Origin of the sequence: Actinomadura sp. NEAU-AAG7, assembly GCF_018603865.1 — a bacterium.
GTDB classification, from domain to species: Bacteria; Actinomycetota; Actinomycetes; order Streptosporangiales; family Streptosporangiaceae; genus Spirillospora; species Spirillospora litoris.
Map to the genome: position 1 here is coordinate 180,884 of NZ_JAHFZY010000002.1, position 17,172 is coordinate 198,055.

Annotated in this window: 16 protein-coding genes and 2 tRNA genes; 6 read left to right on the plus strand and 12 right to left on the minus strand. The window is 72.8% G+C overall.

Translation table 11 applies throughout. The features are described from left to right. Positions 1-25: 25 nt before the first annotated feature. The 3 genes from KLI87_RS10170 to KLI87_RS10180 form a co-directional block, all read right to left on the minus strand. Positions 26-99 (minus strand) — tRNA-Met (locus KLI87_RS10170). 194 nt (positions 100-293) lie between these two features. After that, a complete protein-coding gene (gene pruA, locus KLI87_RS10175) occupies positions 294-1,925 on the minus strand; it encodes an L-glutamate gamma-semialdehyde dehydrogenase (protein ID WP_156218885.1) in 1,632 nt (543 codons plus the stop codon). Positions 1,926-1,942: 17 nt separating this feature from the next. After that, a complete protein-coding gene (locus tag KLI87_RS10180) occupies positions 1,943-2,857 on the minus strand; it encodes a proline dehydrogenase family protein (protein WP_214616774.1) in 915 nt (304 codons plus the stop codon). Positions 2,858-2,969: 112 nt separating this feature from the next. Between KLI87_RS10180 and KLI87_RS10185 the strand changes: the two genes are divergently transcribed. Then, positions 2,970-4,082, plus strand: coding sequence for a CdaR family transcriptional regulator (locus KLI87_RS10185; protein WP_214616775.1), 1,113 nt, complete (start codon positions 2,970-2,972; stop codon positions 4,080-4,082). A gap of 312 nt (positions 4,083-4,394) precedes the next feature. Here the strand turns inward: KLI87_RS10185 and KLI87_RS10190 are convergent. From KLI87_RS10190 to KLI87_RS10205, 4 genes are all read right to left on the minus strand, one after another. Continuing rightward, positions 4,395-4,468 (minus strand) — tRNA-Met (locus tag KLI87_RS10190). 45 nt (positions 4,469-4,513) lie between these two features. Continuing rightward, a complete protein-coding gene (locus tag KLI87_RS10195) occupies positions 4,514-5,563 on the minus strand; it encodes a PDZ domain-containing protein (RefSeq protein ID WP_156218887.1) in 1,050 nt (349 codons plus the stop codon). Between the two features lie 28 nt (positions 5,564-5,591). Further along, positions 5,592-6,056: a molybdenum cofactor biosynthesis protein MoaE gene (locus KLI87_RS10200; protein WP_374225432.1), complete on the minus strand. Its 465-nt coding sequence runs from the start codon at positions 6,054-6,056 to the stop codon at positions 5,592-5,594. A 76-nt stretch (positions 6,057-6,132) separates the two neighbouring features. Further along, positions 6,133-6,657, minus strand: a complete 525-nt coding sequence (locus KLI87_RS10205) for a PPA1309 family protein (protein ID WP_214616776.1) — start codon at positions 6,655-6,657, stop codon at positions 6,133-6,135. Between the two features lie 117 nt (positions 6,658-6,774). Here KLI87_RS10205 and KLI87_RS10210 point away from each other — a divergent pair, with 117 nt between their 5' ends. After that, entirely contained in the window at positions 6,775-9,702 is a 2,928-nt protein-coding gene (locus KLI87_RS10210) for a UPF0182 family protein (RefSeq protein WP_214616777.1), read from the plus strand. Positions 9,703-9,743: 41 nt separating this feature from the next. On the opposite strand, the gene KLI87_RS10215 is transcribed toward KLI87_RS10210, so the two are convergent. Continuing rightward, positions 9,744-10,826, minus strand: a complete 1,083-nt coding sequence (locus tag KLI87_RS10215) for an NAD-dependent epimerase/dehydratase family protein (RefSeq protein ID WP_214616778.1) — start codon at positions 10,824-10,826, stop codon at positions 9,744-9,746. 89 nt (positions 10,827-10,915) lie between these two features. On the opposite strand from KLI87_RS10215, the gene KLI87_RS10220 reads away from it, so the two are divergent. From KLI87_RS10220 to KLI87_RS10230, 3 genes are read left to right on the plus strand one after another with little or no spacing between them, the layout of a single operon-like run. Then, a complete protein-coding gene (locus KLI87_RS10220; protein ID WP_156218889.1) occupies positions 10,916-12,307 on the plus strand; it encodes a zinc-dependent metalloprotease in 1,392 nt (463 codons plus the stop codon). After that, entirely contained in the window at positions 12,304-12,480 is a 177-nt protein-coding gene (locus tag KLI87_RS10225) for a hypothetical protein (protein ID WP_156218890.1), read from the plus strand. Before KLI87_RS10220 ends, KLI87_RS10225 begins: the two co-directional genes overlap by 4 nt. Continuing rightward, positions 12,477-13,037: an NUDIX hydrolase gene (locus tag KLI87_RS10230; protein ID WP_308165933.1), complete on the plus strand. Its 561-nt coding sequence runs from the start codon at positions 12,477-12,479 to the stop codon at positions 13,035-13,037. The genes KLI87_RS10225 and KLI87_RS10230 overlap by 4 nt, the downstream gene beginning before the upstream one ends. On the opposite strand, the gene KLI87_RS10235 is transcribed toward KLI87_RS10230, so the two are convergent. The 3 genes from KLI87_RS10235 to KLI87_RS10245 all read right to left on the minus strand — a co-directional run bounded on the left by KLI87_RS10235 (position 13,027) and on the right by KLI87_RS10245 (position 15,224). Next, entirely contained in the window at positions 13,027-13,662 is a 636-nt protein-coding gene (locus KLI87_RS10235) for a hypothetical protein (protein WP_214616779.1), read from the minus strand. The two genes, KLI87_RS10230 and KLI87_RS10235, sit on opposite strands and share 11 nt — an antisense overlap. Then, positions 13,659-14,237 (minus strand): M48 family metallopeptidase, encoded by a 579-nt coding sequence (locus KLI87_RS10240; protein ID WP_214617382.1) that lies wholly within the window; start codon positions 14,235-14,237, stop codon positions 13,659-13,661. The genes KLI87_RS10235 and KLI87_RS10240 overlap by 4 nt, the downstream gene beginning before the upstream one ends. A 186-nt stretch (positions 14,238-14,423) precedes the next feature. After that, entirely contained in the window at positions 14,424-15,224 is an 801-nt protein-coding gene (locus KLI87_RS10245) for an enoyl-CoA hydratase/isomerase family protein (protein ID WP_214616780.1), read from the minus strand. 142 nt (positions 15,225-15,366) lie between these two features. Between KLI87_RS10245 and KLI87_RS10250 the strand changes: the two genes are divergently transcribed. Next, positions 15,367-16,731 carry an AarF/ABC1/UbiB kinase family protein gene (locus tag KLI87_RS10250; protein ID WP_308165934.1) on the plus strand — a complete coding sequence of 455 codons (1,365 nt, stop codon included), beginning with the start codon at positions 15,367-15,369 and terminating at the stop codon, positions 16,729-16,731. 232 nt (positions 16,732-16,963) lie between these two features. Here the strand turns inward: KLI87_RS10250 and KLI87_RS10255 are convergent, their stop codons facing one another. Then, positions 16,964-17,161, minus strand: coding sequence for a hypothetical protein (locus KLI87_RS10255; protein WP_156218893.1), 198 nt, complete (start codon positions 17,159-17,161; stop codon positions 16,964-16,966). Between the last annotated feature and the right edge of the window lie 11 nt (positions 17,162-17,172).

Below are 17,172 nucleotides of genomic sequence, written 5' to 3' on the forward strand. Positions count from 1 at the left end.
CACGACCAGCGGACCCCAGGATCCGTAGCGGGGGCAGGATTTGAACCTGCGACCTCTGGGTTATGAGCCCAGCGAGCTACCGAACTGCTCCACCCCGCGGTGATGTCTTAACTCTATGGGGATGGAGTTGCTTGCGCAAACCGATGAAGAACCAGGCGTGAACTCGCCCCCGGACGCGCCTCAGCCGTCGCGCGGGCGCGTGGCCGAGCGGTGGGGCCGACGCCGGAGGCGAGGCCCCACCGCGAAGATCGCGAAGCGATGCCGCGCCCGCCTAGGGACGTGGGCCGGGACTCTTAAGCCATGTGCGGGTAGTGGTAGTCGGTCGGGGGGACGAAGGTCTCCTTGATGGAGCGGGGCGACGTCCAACGCAGGAGGTTGAGGATCGAGCCGGCCTTGTCGTTGGTGCCGGACGCGCGGGCTCCGCCGAAGGGCTGCTGGCCGACGACGGCGCCGGTCGGCTTGTCGTTGATGTAGAAGTTCCCGGCGGCGTAGCGGAGGACCTCGGCGGTGCGCGCGACGGCCGCGCGGTCGTTGGCGACGATCGCGCCGGTGAGCGCGTAGGCCGAGACCGACTCCATCTGGGCGAGCATCTCCTCGTACCGATCGTCGTCGTAGACGTGGACGCCGAGGACGGGCCCGAAGTACTCGGTGCGGAAGATCTCGTTCTCCGGGTCGTCGGAGACCAGGACGGTGGGCCGGACGAAGTAGCCGACGGAGTCGTCGTAGGCGCCGCCGACGACGATCTCGACGGACGGGTCGTCCTGCGCCCGGTCGATGGCGGCCTTGTTCTTGGCGAACGCGCGCTCGTCGATGACCGCGCCCATGAAGTTGGACAGGTCGGTGACGTCGCCCACGGTCAGCCCGGAGACCTCGGCGACGAGGGCGTCGCGGAGCCCGCCGTCCCAGATCGAGCGGGGGATGTAGGCGCGGGACGCCGCCGAGCACTTCTGGCCCTGGTACTCGAACGCGCCGCGGACGAGGACGGTCTTCAGGATCGCGGGGTCGGCCGAGGGGTGCGCGACGACGAAGTCCTTGCCGCCGGTCTCGCCGACGAGCCGCGGGTAGCTCCGGAACTTCTCGATGTTGGCGCCGACGGTCTTCCACAGGTGCTGGAAGGTGGCGGTGGACCCGGTGAAGTGGATCCCGGCCAGGTCGGGGTGCGAGAGCGCGACGTCGGAGACCGCGAGCCCGTCACCGGTGACCAGGTTGATCACGCCCGGCGGCAGCCCGGCCTCCTCCAGCAGGCGCATGAGCAGGACGGCCGAGTAGGTCTGCGTCGGGGACGGCTTCCACACGACGACGTTGCCCATGAGCGCGGGCGCGGTCGGCAGGTTCGCGGCGATGGCCGTGAAGTTGAACGGGGTGATCGCGTAGACGAACCCCTCCAGCGGCCGGTGGTCGGACCGGTTCCACACACCCGGGCTGCTGATCGGCTGCTCGGCGACGATCCGCCGCGCGTAGTGGACGTTGAAGCGCCAGAAGTCGACCAGCTCGCAGGGGCTGTCGATCTCGGCCTGCTGGACGGTCTTGGACTGCCCCAGCATCGTGGCGGCCAGCAGCCTCTCCCGCCACGGCCCGGCCAGCAGGTCGGCGGCGCGCAGGAAGATCGCGGCGCGGTCGTCCAGCGACAGCGCGCGCCACGCGGGGGCGGCCTTCAGCGCGGCGGCGATGGCGTCGCGGGCGTCGTCCTCGGTGGCGGTCCCGAACGTCCCGAGCACGGAGGCGTGCCGGTGCGGCTGCACCACGGCGACCTTGGCCCCGGCGCCGAGCCGCCGTTCCCCGCCGATCGTCATCGGCAGGTCGACGGGCGCCTGCGCGGTCAGCTCGGCGAGTTCGGCCTCCAGCCGGGCCCGCTCGGCGCTGCCCGGGGCATAGCCGCGCACCGGCTCGTTCACCGGCGTCGGAACGTTGGTCACGGCGTCCATGAAAGGGACCCTCCTGGTCAGCGAGAGACGAACGAACGGAGAAAGAAGACGAGGTTGGCGGGGCGCTCGGCCAGTCGCCGCATGAAGTAGCCGTACCAGTCGACGCCGTAGGGGACGTACACACGCATACCATGCCGCTCCGCGAGGCGCCGCTGCTCGCCGGCGCGGATCCCGTAGAGCATCTGGAACTCATACGACCCGACCGGGCGCCCGGCGCGCACGGCCAGCGCCTTGGCGATCTCGATCATCCTCGGGTCGTGGGTGGCGACCATGGGGTGGCCGTCCCCGTCCATGAGGACGCGCAGGGCCCGCACGTAGGCGCGGTCCACCTCCGACTTCCCCTGGAACGCGACCGAGGCGGGCTCGGCGTAGGCGCCCTTGACCAGCCTGACCCGCGACCCCTCGTGGGCGAGGTCGCGCAGGTCGTCCTCGCTGCGCCGCAGCATCGCCTGGACGGCGACGCCGACCCACGGGAAGTCGGCGCGGAGCTTGCCGAGGATGTCGAGCGTGGAGTCGACCGTCGTGTGGTCCTCCATGTCGAGGGTGACGGTCATCCCGAGCCGCGCCGCCTCGGCGCAGACCGCGCGCGCGTTGTCGAGCGCCAGCCCACCGTCGAGCGCCTGCCCGAGGGCCGACAGCTTGAGCGACGCCTCGGACCCGCCGGTGAGGCCCTCCTCGTCCAGCGCGGCGAACAGCGCCAGGTAGGCGTCGCGGGTGGCGTCGGCCTGGCGGCGGTCGGTGGTGTCCTCGCCCAGGTGGTCGAGCGTGACCTTGAGTCCGGACTCCCGCAGCTCCCGGACGGCGCGGATCGCCTCCTCCAGCCGCTCCCCGGCCACGAACCGGTCGACGACGTTCCTGGTCAGGGGCACGGACGTCACCACACCGCGCATGCGGGCGCTGCGCCCGGCCGCGAGCAGAAGGGGATTGGGCATCGAGACCTCCAACCAGGGACGACACCCCGACGGTAGGAGCGACCGGCCACGCTCACGTATAGTCAAATGCCACTTTCAGGCAGCCAATCCTTCATACAAACGTAGGACGGTCATGGCACTCGACCTTCAGGAGATCGCCGAGCTCGCGGCCGACCTCCTGGGCGCCCCGGCGACCCTGGAGGACCGCGACTTCCACCTCGTCGCCTACGCGGCCCACGGCGACACGATCGACCCCGTCCGGATGGAGTCGATCCTGCACCGCCGCGCGACCGAGGCAGTCCGCACGCGCTTCGAACGCCACGGCATCGCCCGCGCGACGGGCCCGGTCCGCATCCCGGCCGACACCTCGGTCGGCCAGCTCGGGCGTCTGTGCCTCCCGGCCCGCTGGAACAACGTCACCTACGGCTACCTCTGGCTGCTGGACGACCAGGAGCGCATCACCCCCGCCCAGGCCGCGCAGGCCATGCCCCTCTGCGAACGCGCCGGCCTCGTCATGGCCCGCCAGGCCCGCGAGCGCGACGACCTCGGCTACAAGGTCGCCGACCTGCTCTCGGCCCAGCCCGACGTCCGCGCCCAGGCGGCCAACGAGCTGGCCGAGGCCGACCTGGGCACGCCCCTGGCGGTCGCCGTCCTGCGCACGCAGACCCCGGAGCCGCTCAACCCGTGGCTGCTCCCCCACTCCGTCCTGTCGACGGTCTGGCAGGGCGACCACGTCCTCGTGCTGCCCGCCGCGTCCCCCCGTCCCGCCGTGGACCGCGCCCGCCGCCTGCTGGAGGAGCGCAACACCCCCGTCCAGGCGGGCCTGCACACCCCGTGCCCGACCCTCGACCACGTCCACGAGGGCTGGCTGCGCGCCCGCGTCGCCGCCCGCACCGCCGCCCCCGGCGAGATCCGCGACTGGACGTCCCTGGGCGTCCTCCGCCTCCTGCGCTACGCGGGCGACGCGTCCCTGACCCAGGCCACGAGAACCCCCGGCATCGACCGCCTCCTGGAAAACCAGGCCCTCACAGAGACGGCCCGCACGTACCTAGACCATGCGGGCAACATCCAGCGGACCGCCAAATCCCTCAACATCCACCGCCAAACCCTCTACCACCGCCTACGAAGAATCGAAGAACTGACCGACCTCGCCCTGACCGACGGCCAATCCCGCCTGACCCTCCACCTGGCCCTGACCCTCACCCCCCACCTGGACCAGGACGCCCGCCAAGCGACCCCCACCTGAACGCCCGATTCTCGACCCCCGCCCCATCTCAAATAAGAAGCCGTTCAGCGAAGCTCAACGCGCAGAGGCCGGGAAGCGCGAAGCCCCGGGGGGCACAAGGGGCGAGGCCCCGGGGGGCAAGGGGCGAAGCCCCAAAACCGGGCGAAGCCCGGGGGGCAAGGGGCGAAGCCCCAAAAAGCGCGCGCAGCGCGCGCCCGGGGGCGTGGGGGCGCAGCCCCCACACCGGGGGGTCCGGGGGGTCGCCCCCCCGGGAATGGCGAAGGGGCCCACCGGAAGTGCGCAAAGCGCACGACCAGCGGACCCCAGAACCCGTAGCGGGGGCAGGATTTGAACCTGCGACCTCTGGGTTATGAGCCCAGCGAGCTACCGAACTGCTCCACCCCGCGGTGATGTCTTAACTGTATTGCATGCCGGGGGGTGGATCGAACGGTTTACTTCGTGCACGCGGGAACGGCGCCGTTTCCGCTGGTGAGGGCGTTGATGGATTCGACGGCGCCGTGCAGGGTGTCGGCGCGGACGAGGCGGAGGCCGTCGGGGCGGGCGGAGAGGGCGTCGGAGCAGTTGTCCTTGGGGGTGAGGAAGACGGTGGCGCCTGCGCGGCGGGCGGCGATCATCTTCTGCTGGATGCCGCCGATGGGGCCGACCTCACCCTCGGGGGTGATGGTGCCGGTGCCGGCGATGAACTTGCCGCCGGTGAGGGCGCCGGGGGTGAGCTTGTCGACGATGGCGAGGGAGAACATGAGGCCGGCGCTGGGGCCGCCGATGTCGCCGACGCTGATGTCGATCTTGAAGGGGAACTTGTAGCGGTCGCCGAGGACGATGCCGACGACGGGACGCTTGCCGGTGGGGTCGGCGACGGTGGTGAGCGTCTGCTTGCTCTCCTTGCCGCCGCGGACGATCGTGAGCGTGACGGGGTCGCCGATCCTGCGCTTGGCCATCGTGCCGGTGATCTGCGCGACGCTGGTGATCTTGGCGCCGTCCAGGGCGGTGACCTCGTCGCCGGGGCTGAGCTTGCCGTCGGCGGGCCTGCCCTTCTGGACGCCGTCGACGACGACCTGGGTGGTGATCGGGATCTTCAGCTCGTGCAGGGCGGCGGCCTCGGCGCTCTCCTGGGAGTCCTGCATCTGGCGGGTGTTCTCCTCGTCCACCTGCTTCTGCGACTCGTCCTTGGGGAAGACGGTCTCCTCGGGGACGATCGCGGTGTCGCCGTCGAGCCAGCCGCGCAGGGCGGTGAACAGGTCGATGCGCCCGCCGGGGCCGCCCCGGTAGGTGACGGTGGTGAAGTTCAGGTGGCCGGTGTCGTCGTAGGTCTGCCGGCCGTCGATCCTGATCAGCGGCTGGCCCTTGTCGTTGACACCGAGGGTGTTGCTCGTCGGGCCGGGCATCAGCGCGACGTACGGCACGGGCATGAGGGAGCCGACGAGGGCCAGCGCGAGGACGAGCACGCTCGCGACGGTGAGCGTGGCGGCACGACGAGACATGGCGGAAACTCTATGCGGCGCGGGGCCCTCAGCAGGCCCCGACCCACTCGTCGCCGCCGTCGGCGAAGGTCTGGTGCTTCCAGATCGGGACGGTCGCCTTGAGGTCGTCGATGAGCCTGCGGCAGGCGTCGAACGCCTCGCCCCGGTGCGGGCAGGACGCGGCGACGACGACGGCGATGTCGCCGATCTCCAGGTCACCGACGCGGTGGAGCGCGGCCAGGGCGCGGACGGGCAGGTCGGCGGCGACCGCCTCCATGACGGCGCGCAGCTCGCGTTCGACGGTGGGGTGGGCGCTGTAGGACAGCCGGCGGACGGCCCGCGCGTGGTCGTGGTCGCGGACGGTCCCGACGAAGACGGCGATGCCGCCGGCGGCGGGGTCGCCGACGGCGGCGTACACCTCGTCCACCGACAGGGGCGTCTCGCGGACGCCGATCAGGCGGATCACGTCCGGGGTTCCGGAGGCGACGCCGGTGGATGCGCTGACTTCGGTCACGTCCCGCAGGCTACCTCCGTTCACCCGGGGCCCCTTATGGGGGATCCCCCCGGAATCGGCACTCCGCAGGATGCCGCTAGTGGCCGGGTTCGTCCGGTTCGAACGTGGCGGCGAGGGCCTCGGCGAGGGCGGGGACGAGGTCGGGGCCGGTGAGCACCTCGTCGTCGGCCTCGTGGCGGCGCAGCCGGACCGCGGCGTGGCGGGCGCCGTCGCGCAGGACGCCGACGACCATGCGCACGTCCTCGCGTCCGGGATGGGAGGCGGCGTAGGCGGCGGCCTCGTCCTCGTCCTCGGGGATCTCCGCCTCGGCCTCGGGCGGCAGCACGACCCGCTCGATGACGAGCGCGCAGCCCTCGACCGCCTCCGGCCAGGCGATGGAGGCGAGGGCGTCCTCGACGGCGTCCTGGTCGGGCAGCTCGGGCTGTTCGAGCGCGGCGAGGGTCTCGGCGCCGGGCTGGAGGCCGAGTTGGTCGGCGAGGTCGGGTTCGGCCTTGCGCAGTTCCGTGCTGCGCACGAGCGCGTAAAGGCAGGGGGGCGCGTCCCACTCCTTTCCGGCCCAGTGACGTTCGAGGTCCAGTACGACTTCTTCCAGAAGACTCACGGGGCCATCTTTCCCTCAATCAGCTCGGGGAAGTGCGGGAACCCCCGTCCCAGTCGGTAAGTTGCTTAGACAGCACCGGCGGGCGGCCGGTGGGCACGATCTCGATCGGAGGGGCCCTTGACCTTCCGGACTCCCGGCTTCGGGCGCAGGCTCGGAAGCGGGCGGACCCGGCTGGTGCTACCGGTGCTGGTGGCGCTCGCCGCGCTGCTGGTCGCGTACCTGGTGTTCACCTCGGTCTACACCAACTGGCTGTGGTACGACTCGGTCGGCTTCGAGACCGTGTACACGACGCAGATGCGGGCCAAGCTCGAACTGTTCTTCGGCGCGGGGCTGTTCATGGCCCTGGTCGTCGGCGCGAACGTGTGGACGGCGTACCGGCTGCGGCCCGCCTACCGCCCGCTGTCGGTGGAGCAGCAGGGGCTGGAGCGGTACCGGACGGTGATCGACCCGCGCCGCCGGCTGATCTCGCTGACGCTGCTGACCCTGCTCGGGGTGCTGACGGGCTCGTCGGTGGCCGGGCGGTGGGCGGTGTGGCTGGCGTTCCTCAACCGCACGCCGTTCGATATCGAGGACCCCCAATTCCACAAGGACGTGTCGTTTTACGTCTTCACCTACCCGTTCCTGCGGCTGGTGCTGGGCGTGGTGTTCGCGGCCGTGATCCTGTCGATCCTCGCCGCGGTGATGGTGCACTACCTGTACGGCGGGCTGCGGTTGCAGGGGCCGGGCGACAAGGCGAGCCCGCCCGCCCGCGCGCACCTGTCGGTGCTGGTGGGGCTGTTCGTCCTGCTGAAGGCGTTCGCGTACTGGTTCGACCGGTACGGCCTGGTGCACTCGGAGCGGGGCGTGACGACCGGCGCGTCCTACACGGACGTGAACGCGCTGCTGCCCGCCAAGACAATCCTGGCGATCATCGCGCTGATCTGCGCGGTGATGTTCGTCAGCAACCTGCTGCGGCGCGGGATGATGCTGCCGGGCGTGGGCTTCACGCTGCTGGTGCTGTCGGCGATCCTGCTCGGCGGCGTGTACCCGCTGCTGATCCAGCAGTTCCAGGTGAAGCCCGACGAACTGGCCAAGGAGCGCGCGTTCATCCAGCGCAACATCGAGTTCACCCGCAGGGCCTACGGGGTGGACGGCGCGCGGGTCGTCCCGTACGGGTCGCAGCCGGTGACCGACCCCGCCAAGCTCAAGACCGAGCGGGAGAAGCTGGACGGGGTGCGGCTGCTCGACCCGAACGTCCTCGGCGACACGTTCCTGCGGCTCCAGCAGATCCGCCCGTTCTACCGCTTCCCCGACACCCTCGACGTGGACCGCTACACGATCGACGGCAAGACCATCGACACGGTCGTGGCGCTGCGCGAGACGACGGGGGCGCCGCCCGGCGAGCACAGCTGGGTCAAGGACCGCCTCTTCTACACGCACGGCTACGGGTTCGTGTCGGCCTACGGCGACCGGTTCACCCCGGCCAAGGTCCCGGAGTTCATCACCGGCTCGATGCCGGTCTCCGGGCAGCAGAAGATCAGGGTGGACCGGCCGGAGATCTACTTCGGCGAGCGGTCCTCGCGCTACTCGGTGGTCGGCGGGCGGGGCCAGCAGGAGCTGGACTACCCCGACGGGTCGGTGCAGAGCGGGCAGCGCACCAACACCTACGGCGGCCGGGGCGGCGTCAAGATCGACTCGCTGTTCCACAAGCTGCTGTTCTCGACGCGGTTCCAGGACAAGAACCTCCTGCTGTCGGGCGCGATCAAGAAGGACGCCCGGATCCTCTACAACCGCCAACCGCGCGAGATGGTGCACCGCGCCGCGCCCTGGCTGCGGCTGGACGGCGACCCCTACCCGGCGGTGGTGAACAACCGGATCGTGTGGATCGTGGACGGCTACACCTCCTCCAGCGGCTACCCGTACTCGGAGGAGATGAGCCTCGGCGAGGCCACCCGCGACACGATCACCGACACGCGGTCGGCGGTGGCGCGGCAGGCCAACGACCACATCAACTACATCCGCAACTCGGTGAAGGCGACGGTGGACGCCTACGACGGCACCGTCCACCTCTACCAGTGGGACGAGGACGACCCGATCACGAAGACGTGGATGAAGGTGTTCAAGGGCACCGTCCAGCCGCGCTCGTCGATCCCGCCGGAGCTGGAGGCCCACTTCCGCTACCCGCAGGACCTGTTCAAGGTGCAGCGCAAGATCCTGTCGAAGTACCACGTCACCGACCCGGCGGCGTTCTTCAGCGGCGAGGGCTTCTGGGAGGTGCCGGAGGACCCGGGCGCCAAGGGCAAGCGGCAGCCGCCCTACTACCAGAGCCTGCGCATGCCGGACGACCCGTCCCGCAACTTCGCGCTGACCACGGTGTTCAACCCGCGCGGGAACCAGCAGCTCGCCTCGTTCATGTCGATCGGGTCCACGCCGGGCAGCACCTACGGGCAGATCAAGATCCTGGAGATGCCGCGCAACGCGCAGCCGGACGGCCCGAGCCTCGTGCAGGGCTCGTTCGAGGCCGACGCCCAGGTGAAGGGCGAGCTGTACACGCTGAGACAGGGCGGCACCAAGACGGTGCCGGGCAACCTGCTGACGATCCCGTTCGCGGGCGGGCTGCTGTACGTCGAGCCGATGTACGCCGCCAAGGCGACGAACAGCGACAAGGAGCAGCAGTACTCCTTCCTCGGGAAGGTGCTGGTCCGCTACGGCGGGACGATCGCGGCGGCCGACACGCTCGACGAGGCGCTGCGGCAGGTCCTCGGCGGCGCGGCGGCGCCGGTCCCGGGCGGGGCGGGCGGCGCGCTGACCCCCGAGGCGCAGAAGGCGATCACCGAGCTGCGGCAGGCGGTGGACGCCTACGAGAAGGCGCAGAAGGCGGGCGACTACCCGGCGATGGGCCGCGCGTGGGAGGAGATCAAGAAGGCGCGGGACGCCCTGGAGGGGGCGCAGGCCAAGCCGAAGGGCGCGCCGGCCGCGACGCCGTCGCCGGGGACGGCTCCGGTGCCGGCGCCCGGGTCGTCATCGCCGCCGGCGCCGTCGGCCACGCCCACCTCGTCGGGCTGAGCCCCGGCGGGCCCGGGGGCGGGCCTCAGCGGCGGCGGGCCTCAGCGGCGGCGCTTGCGGGCGCGGCGGATCGCGGCCGCCGCGCCGATCGCGGCGACGGTGGCACCGGCGGCGGTCGCCATCGTGGCCTCCTTGCCGCCGACGCGGCGCCCGACGACGGCGTGCCGCCCGGCGGTCTCCTCCATCACCGTGCGCAGCGCGGAGGCGTTGTCGTGCAGCGGCTTCCATCCGGCGGCGCGCAGCCGCGCGCAGTCGACGACCCACGGGTAGGCGACGTAGTGCAGGTCGGTGGCGGGCGCCGGGGTCATCCCGAGCCGGTGCAGCCGCTGCGCCATCCCGAACGTGAGCGCGGCGGGCAGCTCGAAGCCGCGCTTGCCGGTGATCTCGCTCACCTCCTCGGGGCCGAGCCAGCCGTCGCCGCCGACCGCGAGGGGCCCGGCGACGTTCTGGACGACCACGACCTCCAGCGCGGACGCGAGGTCCTCGATGTGGCAGAACTGCCAGCCGGGGGTGCTGCCCTTGACCGACAGCAGCCGGGGCGCCTCGAAGTGCCGGGTGACGACGGTGTCGACGCCGGGCCCGACGAGCGCGGCCGGGCGGACGACGGTGACCTCCAGGCCGGGGTGGGTGAGCGGCGCGTTGGCGGCCAGCTCCTCCATCTCCAGGAAGTCGCCCGCGATCGAGGCGTTGGCCTCGGCGCCGAGCGGCGCGTCCTCGTGCAGGGGGACCTCGTTGCCGGGCTCCGCCCCGTACACCATGGCGCTGGTGACCAGGACGACGCGGCGGACGCGGGCCGCGGCGGCGGCGGTCACCACCGTCTGCGCGCCCCGGACGTTGTGGGTGCGGCGCTCCTTGGCGTCCGCCTCCGGGGAGTGCTCGACGTCGAGGTTGACGATCACGTCCACGTCCGAGAGCCGGTTGGACAGCAGCGGATCCCTGATGTCGACCACGCGCCAGGTGACGCCGGGGACGTCGCCCCGGTGCCCGTCGATGGCGACGACCTTGCGGATCTCTTCCCGTTCGGCGAGCCGGGCGGCCAGCAGCCGCCCCGCGCCGGAGGCCGCGCCGGTGACGGCGACGACCGGGCCCTTGCTACGCCGAGGGCGAACCTTGCCCGTTGCCACGGGGGTGCCCCCTTCCTTGTGTACGCGACCTGGCCTGGACCGGCTAACGTTGCGGATATGAGCCCATCATGCATCCCAGGGGCAAACCGATGAACGACACTCCGTTCGGCTTCAACCGTCCGGGCGACGGCGACGACGACCGGCCCCAGGATCCATTCAAGGGCATGGGCGGCGACATGGCGCAGTTCGCCGACATGCTGCACCGGTTCGCCGACATGATCGGCGCGCAGGGCGCGGGCGGCGCGGCCGGCGGTCCGCTGAACTGGGATCTGGCCAAGAACATCGCCCGGCACGCGGTGGTCGAGCAGGGCGACCCCTCGGTCGTGGACGCCGAGCGCCGCCAGGTCGAGGAGGCGCTCCGGCTGGCCGACCTGTGGCTCGACGAGGGCACGACGCTGCCCGCCGGCATCCGGACGCCGAAGGCGTGGAGCCGGTCGGAGTGGATCGAGCAGACGCTCCCCGTGTGGTCCACGGTGTGCGACCCGATCGCCGAGCGCATGGTGGAGTCGATGGGCGGCGCGCTCGGCGGGCCCGGGGAGATCCCCGCCGACATGCAGGCGATGGCGGGCCCGCTGATCGGGATGGTCAAGCAGATGGCCGGGGCGATGGTCGGCGGCCAGGCCGGGCAGGCGCTCGGCGCGCTGGCCCGCGAGGTGACCGGCTCCGCCGACGTGGGCCTGCCACTCGCGCCCGACGGCGTGGGCGCGCTGCTGCCCGCGGGGGTCGAGGCGTTCGGGGCCGGGCTTGAGGTCTCCGAGGACGAGGTCCGGCTGTACCTGGCACTGCGCGAGGCCGCCCACCAGCGGCTGTTCGCGCACGTCCCGTGGCTTCGGTCGCACCTGCTGGGCGCGGTCGAGGAGTACGCGCGCGGCATCACCGTCGACCTGTCGGGCATCGAGCAGGCCGTCCAGGGGCTCGACCTGAGCAACCCCGAGGCGCTCCAGGAGGCGCTCGGCGGCGAGATCGCGCTCCAGCCCGAGGAGACCCCCCGGCAGAAGGCGGCGCTGGCCCGGCTGGAGACCACGCTCGCGCTGGTCGAGGGCTGGGTCGACACGGTCGTCAACCAGGTCGCCGAGGGGCGGCTGCCCGGCTCGGTGAAGCTGGCCGAGGCGGTGCGGCGGCGCCGCGCCACCGGCGGCCCGGCCGAGCGGACGTTCGCGACGCTGGTCGGCCTGGAGCTGCGGCCCCGGCGGCTGCGCGAGGCGGCGGCACTGTGGCGGACGCTCACGCGGGAGCGCGGCAACGACGGCCGCGACGCGGTCTGGGGGCACCCCGACCTGCTGCCGAGCGCGTCCGACCTCGACGACCCCGAGGGCTTCGTCCACGGCCGCGACGAGATCGAGGGCCTGACCGACCTCGACATCTCCAAGCTGACCAGGGGCCACGACGACGAGAAGCCGGACGAGCCGCCCACCGGCGAGAACGGCGGCGAGAACGGTGGCGAGGGGCCGGGGGACGGCGGCGAGGGACCGCGCCCGTGAGCCGGACGCACCGGACGTGGGCGAGCGGCTGCCGGTACGAGCCCGGCTCGTCCACCAACGTGATCAGGCGGCGGATCGCGCGGGCCACGCTGTGCTGGCACCGCCCCCTCGACCAGGAGCGGCGGCGCCGCCACCCGGCCAACTCCCGCTACCCGCGCGTCGGCCGCGCGTGAGCCCCGGCTCCCCGGGCCGGAGCGCCCTGTACGGCGACGCCGTGCGCGTCCTGGAGTCGTGGCGGGCGCCCGACTCGGAGCAGGAGCGGGTGCGGGGCGATTTCCTGCGGCATCTGGAGCGGCATCCGGCGGACGGGATGTGGCGGGAGTGCGCGGCGGGACACATCACCGCGAGCACCGCCGTCCTGGACGCCGCGCGGTCGCGCGTCCTGCTGACCCTGCACGCCAAGATCAAGGCGTGGCTCCAGCTCGGCGGGCACTGCGAGCCGGGCGACGCGACGCTCGCGGCGGCCGCGCTGCGGGAGGCGGGCGAGGAGTCGGGCATCGCGGGGCTGCGGCTGCTGCCGGGCCCCGTCCGGCTCGACCGGCACGCGGTGCGCTGCCATCCCGGGGGAAGCTGGCACCTGGACGTCCAGTACGTCGCGATCGCCCCGGACGGCGCGCGCCACGCGGTCAGCGAGGAGTCCGACGACCTCCGCTGGTTCCCGGTGGACGCGCTGCCCGAGCCGACCGACGACGTCGTCCGCCGCCTGGTCGCCCGCGCGCTCAGAAGCTGAGCGGGTGCCCCTCCAGCAGCGCGCGGGTGTTCTCCCAGCCCTCCAGGCCGGGGTCGAGACGGCGCAGGTCGGCGGGGGTGCGCAGGCGGTGCCAGCCGGGTCCCTGCGGGACGAGGCCGGGGCGCGGGGCGGCGGCGCGCAGCCGGGCCAGCGCGTCCGGGGCGTCGAGGCCGGTCTCGGCCAGCGCGGCGGCGAGCCAGCCGGGCAGCGGGAGCCGGGCGGCGAGCGCGACCAGCCCGTTCCCGTCGGCGGCCTGGCAGGCGGCGGCGGGCGCGTCGCCGAGCGCGCGGAACAGCTTGCCGATCAGCAGCGGCGGCAGGTCGGGGGCGTCCGCCGCGACCAGCGCGGCCTCCGCGGAGCCGAGCCGGTGCAGGGCCGCGAACGCGCCGGGCAGGGTCGCCTCCCTGATGATCTCCGTCCCGGGCCAGGTCACGGCCTCGGCGTCCGGCTGCGCGGGCGGGTCCAGGACGAGCGCGGGCGTGACCAGTCGCAGCCCTGCGACCACCTCGTAGGTGTCCTCCAGCAGGGCGAGGCGGAACTCGCCCGGGTCGGTGCCCGGCGGGCCGTGCGGCGCGGAGGCGGGGAGCGACAGGACCGCGGCGTGGCGCGCCGCGGCCGGGCTCACCCTGCGGCCTCGCGGGCGAAGCCGCCCGGAACGTCGTTCCCCGGATGCATGCCGTCGATGCGGTGCAGGTCGTCGCCTCGGTGCAGGTCGTCGGCGGGCTCGACGCCCGGCGCGTCCGCCTCGATGGGCAGGTGCGCGGCGGCGGCGACGCCCTCCAGGTAGCCGCGGGCCCGGTCGGCCTTGGGGTAGTTGCCCACCAGCTGCCAGAAGTCGGCGCCGTGCCCGGGGATGAGGAGGTGCGCCAACTCGTGCACGAGGACGTAGTCGACGACCCAGCCGGGCATGCCGCGCAGCCGGGTCGACAGCCGGATCGTCCCGTCGTCGGGTGTGCACGATCCCCAGCGGCTGCGCTGGTTGGCGACCCAGCGGACACTGACCGGGTCGGCGCGTCCGGCCAGGTAGCGGCGGGACAGCTCGCGGGCGCGGGTCTGGAGGTCGGCGTCGGAGGGGCGCCGGCGCCGCTCCCGCTCCGCGAGCCGTTCCAGGATGGTGGCGATCCACTGCTCCTCTTCGGCCTTGCTGAGCCTGGACGGAACCATCACCACCACCTTGTCCCCGTCGCGGTAGGCGGACACGGTTCGCCGCCGTCGGCTGCTGCGGCGGACCTCAACGTTAGGGGGCACGCCAGAACCGTACCCAAAATTTTGCGTCCTCCACAGGGGGTGTTTGACGTTATCCCAGGTCAACCCGCGTGTTTTTCGCCGTCCCAGCGGGGTTTCCACAATCTTTGGACGCTCGCCCCCGGCCCCTGTGAGGCTGGTTCACTCCCCGGTGAATCGAGGGGCTCGGCCCTCCCGCCGCGCCGCGATGCCCTCGGCCATGTCCCGGGTGGTCATCGTGACCGGTTGGGCGAGCGACTCCCAGCGCAGCGCCGCGTCCATGTCGGGGTGGCCGCCGCCCGCCAGCGCGACCTTGGTGAGGCGGGTCGCGACGGGGGCCTGCGCGGCGACCCGCTCGGCCGCCGCGAGCGCCTCGGCGAGCAGCCGGTCGGCCGGGAACGCCTGGTTGACCAGGCCGTACGTCGCCGCCTCGGCGCCGGTGAGGACGCGTCCGGTCAGCAGCATCTCGCGGGCCAGCGGCAGCCCGGCCACCTCGGGCAGCAGCCAGGTCGCGGCCATGCCCGGGTGCAGGCCGAGCGCGGTGAAGGGGGCGAGGAGCTTCGCGCGCTCCGCCGCGTAGCGCAGGTCGCAGGCGAGGGCGAGGCACAGCCCGGCGCCGACGGCGGGCCCGTTGACGGCGGCGATCGTGGGCACTTCGAGATCGCGGATGGACAGCCACGTCCGGTAGAAGTCCAGCATCCGGTCGCGCAGCGCGGGCACGGTGTCGGCGTTGCCGCCCGCGAGCCAGGACAGGTCGCCGCCCGAGGTGAACGCGCTCCCGGCCCCGGTGACCACGACGCAGCGCAGGTCCCGGTCGGCGCGCAGGCCCGCGACGGCCGCCTTCCAGGCGGCGGTCATCTCACCGGACATCGCGTTGCGGCGCCCCGGGTCGTTCAGGGTCAGGACGGCGATCCCGGCGGCGCGGCGCTCGACCAGCAACGGCTCGGAGGGCTCCTCAGGCATGGCCCGCAACCTACCGCGTGGCGTGAGAAAGCGCACACTTACTCCATTATCGCAGGTCAACGAGACGCATCTCATCCGCTGTCCGGGATCGGCTCAGGGCGGTCGTAGCGCGAACGAGAGCCGATCACCGACAATGGACGTCGTGAGCGATCTTCCCCGCCGCGCGGTGACGCGGTCAGCAAAGCTGGCGTCCCTCCCCATCGGCTTCGCGGGGCGCACCGCGCTCGGGCTCGGCAAGCGCACGTTCGGCCGGCCCGCCGAGGCGGTCGCGATGGAGATCCAGGCCCGCACCGCCGAGCAGCTGTTCAAGGTGCTCGGCGAGCTCAAGGGCGGCGCGATGAAGCTCGGCCAGATGCTGTCGATCTTCGAGGCGGCGCTGCCGCCGGAGATCGCGGGCCCCTACCGCGCCACGCTCACCCGCTTGCAGGAGGCCGCTCCCCCGCTGCCCGCCGCCACCGTCCACACGGTGCTGGCCGAGGCGCTCGGCCCGGACTGGCGCGACCGCTTCGAGTCCTTCGACGACCGCCCCGCCGCGGCGGCCTCGATCGGCCAGGTGCACCGCGCGGTCTGGGCGGACGGCCGCGCCGTCGCCGTCAAGGTCCAGTACCCGGGCGCCGGGAAGGCCCTGGTCAGCGACTTCAACCAGCTCTCCCGCCTCGGCCGGCTGTTCGGCGTCCTGATGCCGGGGCTGGACGTGAAGTCGATGCTGGCCGAACTGCGCCAGCGGGTCGTCGAGGAGCTGGACTACACGATCGAGGCCGAGTCCCAGACGATCTTCCACGACGCCTACGCGGACGATCCCGACTTCGCGATCCCCGCGGTCATCGCCCAGTCGGGCGACGTCCTGGTCACCGAGTGGATGGACGGCACACCGCTCTCGCAGATCATCGGCTCCGGCGACCAGGAGACCCGCGACCACGCGGCGCTGCTGTACTGCCGGTTCCTGCTGTCGGGCCCCAAGCGCTCGGGCATGCTGCACGGCGACCCGCACCCCGGCAACTTCCGCCTCCTGGAGGACGGGCGGCTCGGCGTGCTGGACTTCGGCGCCGTCGACCGCATCCCCGGCGGCTTCCAGAAGCGGCTCGGCCTGCTCCTGCGCATCGGCACGATGGCCGACATCGGCGAGATCGAGGAGGCGCTGCGCCGGGAGGACTTCATCCGCGAGGGCGTCGAGATCGACGCCGAGTCCCTCCAGGGGTTCCTCGCCCCGATCACCGAGCCGTTCGTCACCGAGACCTTCGCGTTCAACCGCGAGTGGCTGCGCGACATGGCCGCCCGCGTCACCGACCTGCGGCCGACCAACGTCGTCCGGCAGCTGAACCTGCCGCCCGAGTACGTGATCATCCACCGCGTCCTGTCGGCGGGCACCGGCGTGCTGTGCCAGCTCGAATGCGAGATCCCCGCCCGCGCGGAGTCGCTGAGGTGGGTGCCGGGCTTCGCCGAGGCGGAGCCCGCCGCGGACACCGCGGACAGCGAGGACGAGGGCACCGAACTCGTCACCGGCTGACCGCGGCGGGCCGCGTTCCGGCGGAAGGCCGACGGGCCCCGCGCGTCCTGATGAGGGACGCGCGGGGCCCGTGAAGGCGCGGCCGGTGAAGTGGGCCACCGGCGCGCCGGGGCGCCCGTCGCGGGAGGCGGTGCCGGGCCCGCCAAACCATCCAAGAAGGACGGGCGGCGGCCTCGACCGGACGGGCCGGGATGGTCTTCAGGTCGGGAAGGTCCTCAGGTCGGGAAGGTCCTCAGTTTCTGTGGTCGTCGGGCAGGCGCGGGTGGAGGTCACCGCTCGCGGTCGGGGCGAGCAGGACGCGGCGCACGCGGGACGCCCTGGTCCTCGCGTCCCGGCGGGCGCGCCGCAGCGCGACCACCCGGGCGGCGAGCCCGTCCGGGACCGTGCCGGGTATTCGCTCCCGGGACAGGTCCTGGCTGAGCAAGGTCATCTCGTTCTCCC

Bases quoted from the DNA above. Each gene is read 5' to 3' on its own strand.
- KLI87_RS10195 (WP_156218887.1), bottom strand. From the start codon at position 5,563: ATGTCTCGTCGTGCCGCCACGCTCACCGTCGCGAGCGTGCTCGTCCTC.
- KLI87_RS10185 (WP_214616775.1), top strand. From the start codon at position 2,970: ATGGCACTCGACCTTCAGGAGATCGCCGAGCTCGCGGCCGACCTCCTG.
- KLI87_RS10220 (WP_156218889.1), top strand. From the start codon at position 10,916: ATGAACGACACTCCGTTCGGCTTCAACCGTCCGGGCGACGGCGACGAC.
- KLI87_RS10255 (WP_156218893.1), bottom strand. From the start codon at position 17,161: ATGACCTTGCTCAGCCAGGACCTGTCCCGGGAGCGAATACCCGGCACG.
- pruA (WP_156218885.1), bottom strand. From the start codon at position 1,925: ATGGACGCCGTGACCAACGTTCCGACGCCGGTGAACGAGCCGGTGCGC.
- KLI87_RS10180 (WP_214616774.1), bottom strand. From the start codon at position 2,857: ATGCCCAATCCCCTTCTGCTCGCGGCCGGGCGCAGCGCCCGCATGCGC.
- KLI87_RS10245 (WP_214616780.1), bottom strand. From the start codon at position 15,224: ATGCCTGAGGAGCCCTCCGAGCCGTTGCTGGTCGAGCGCCGCGCCGCC.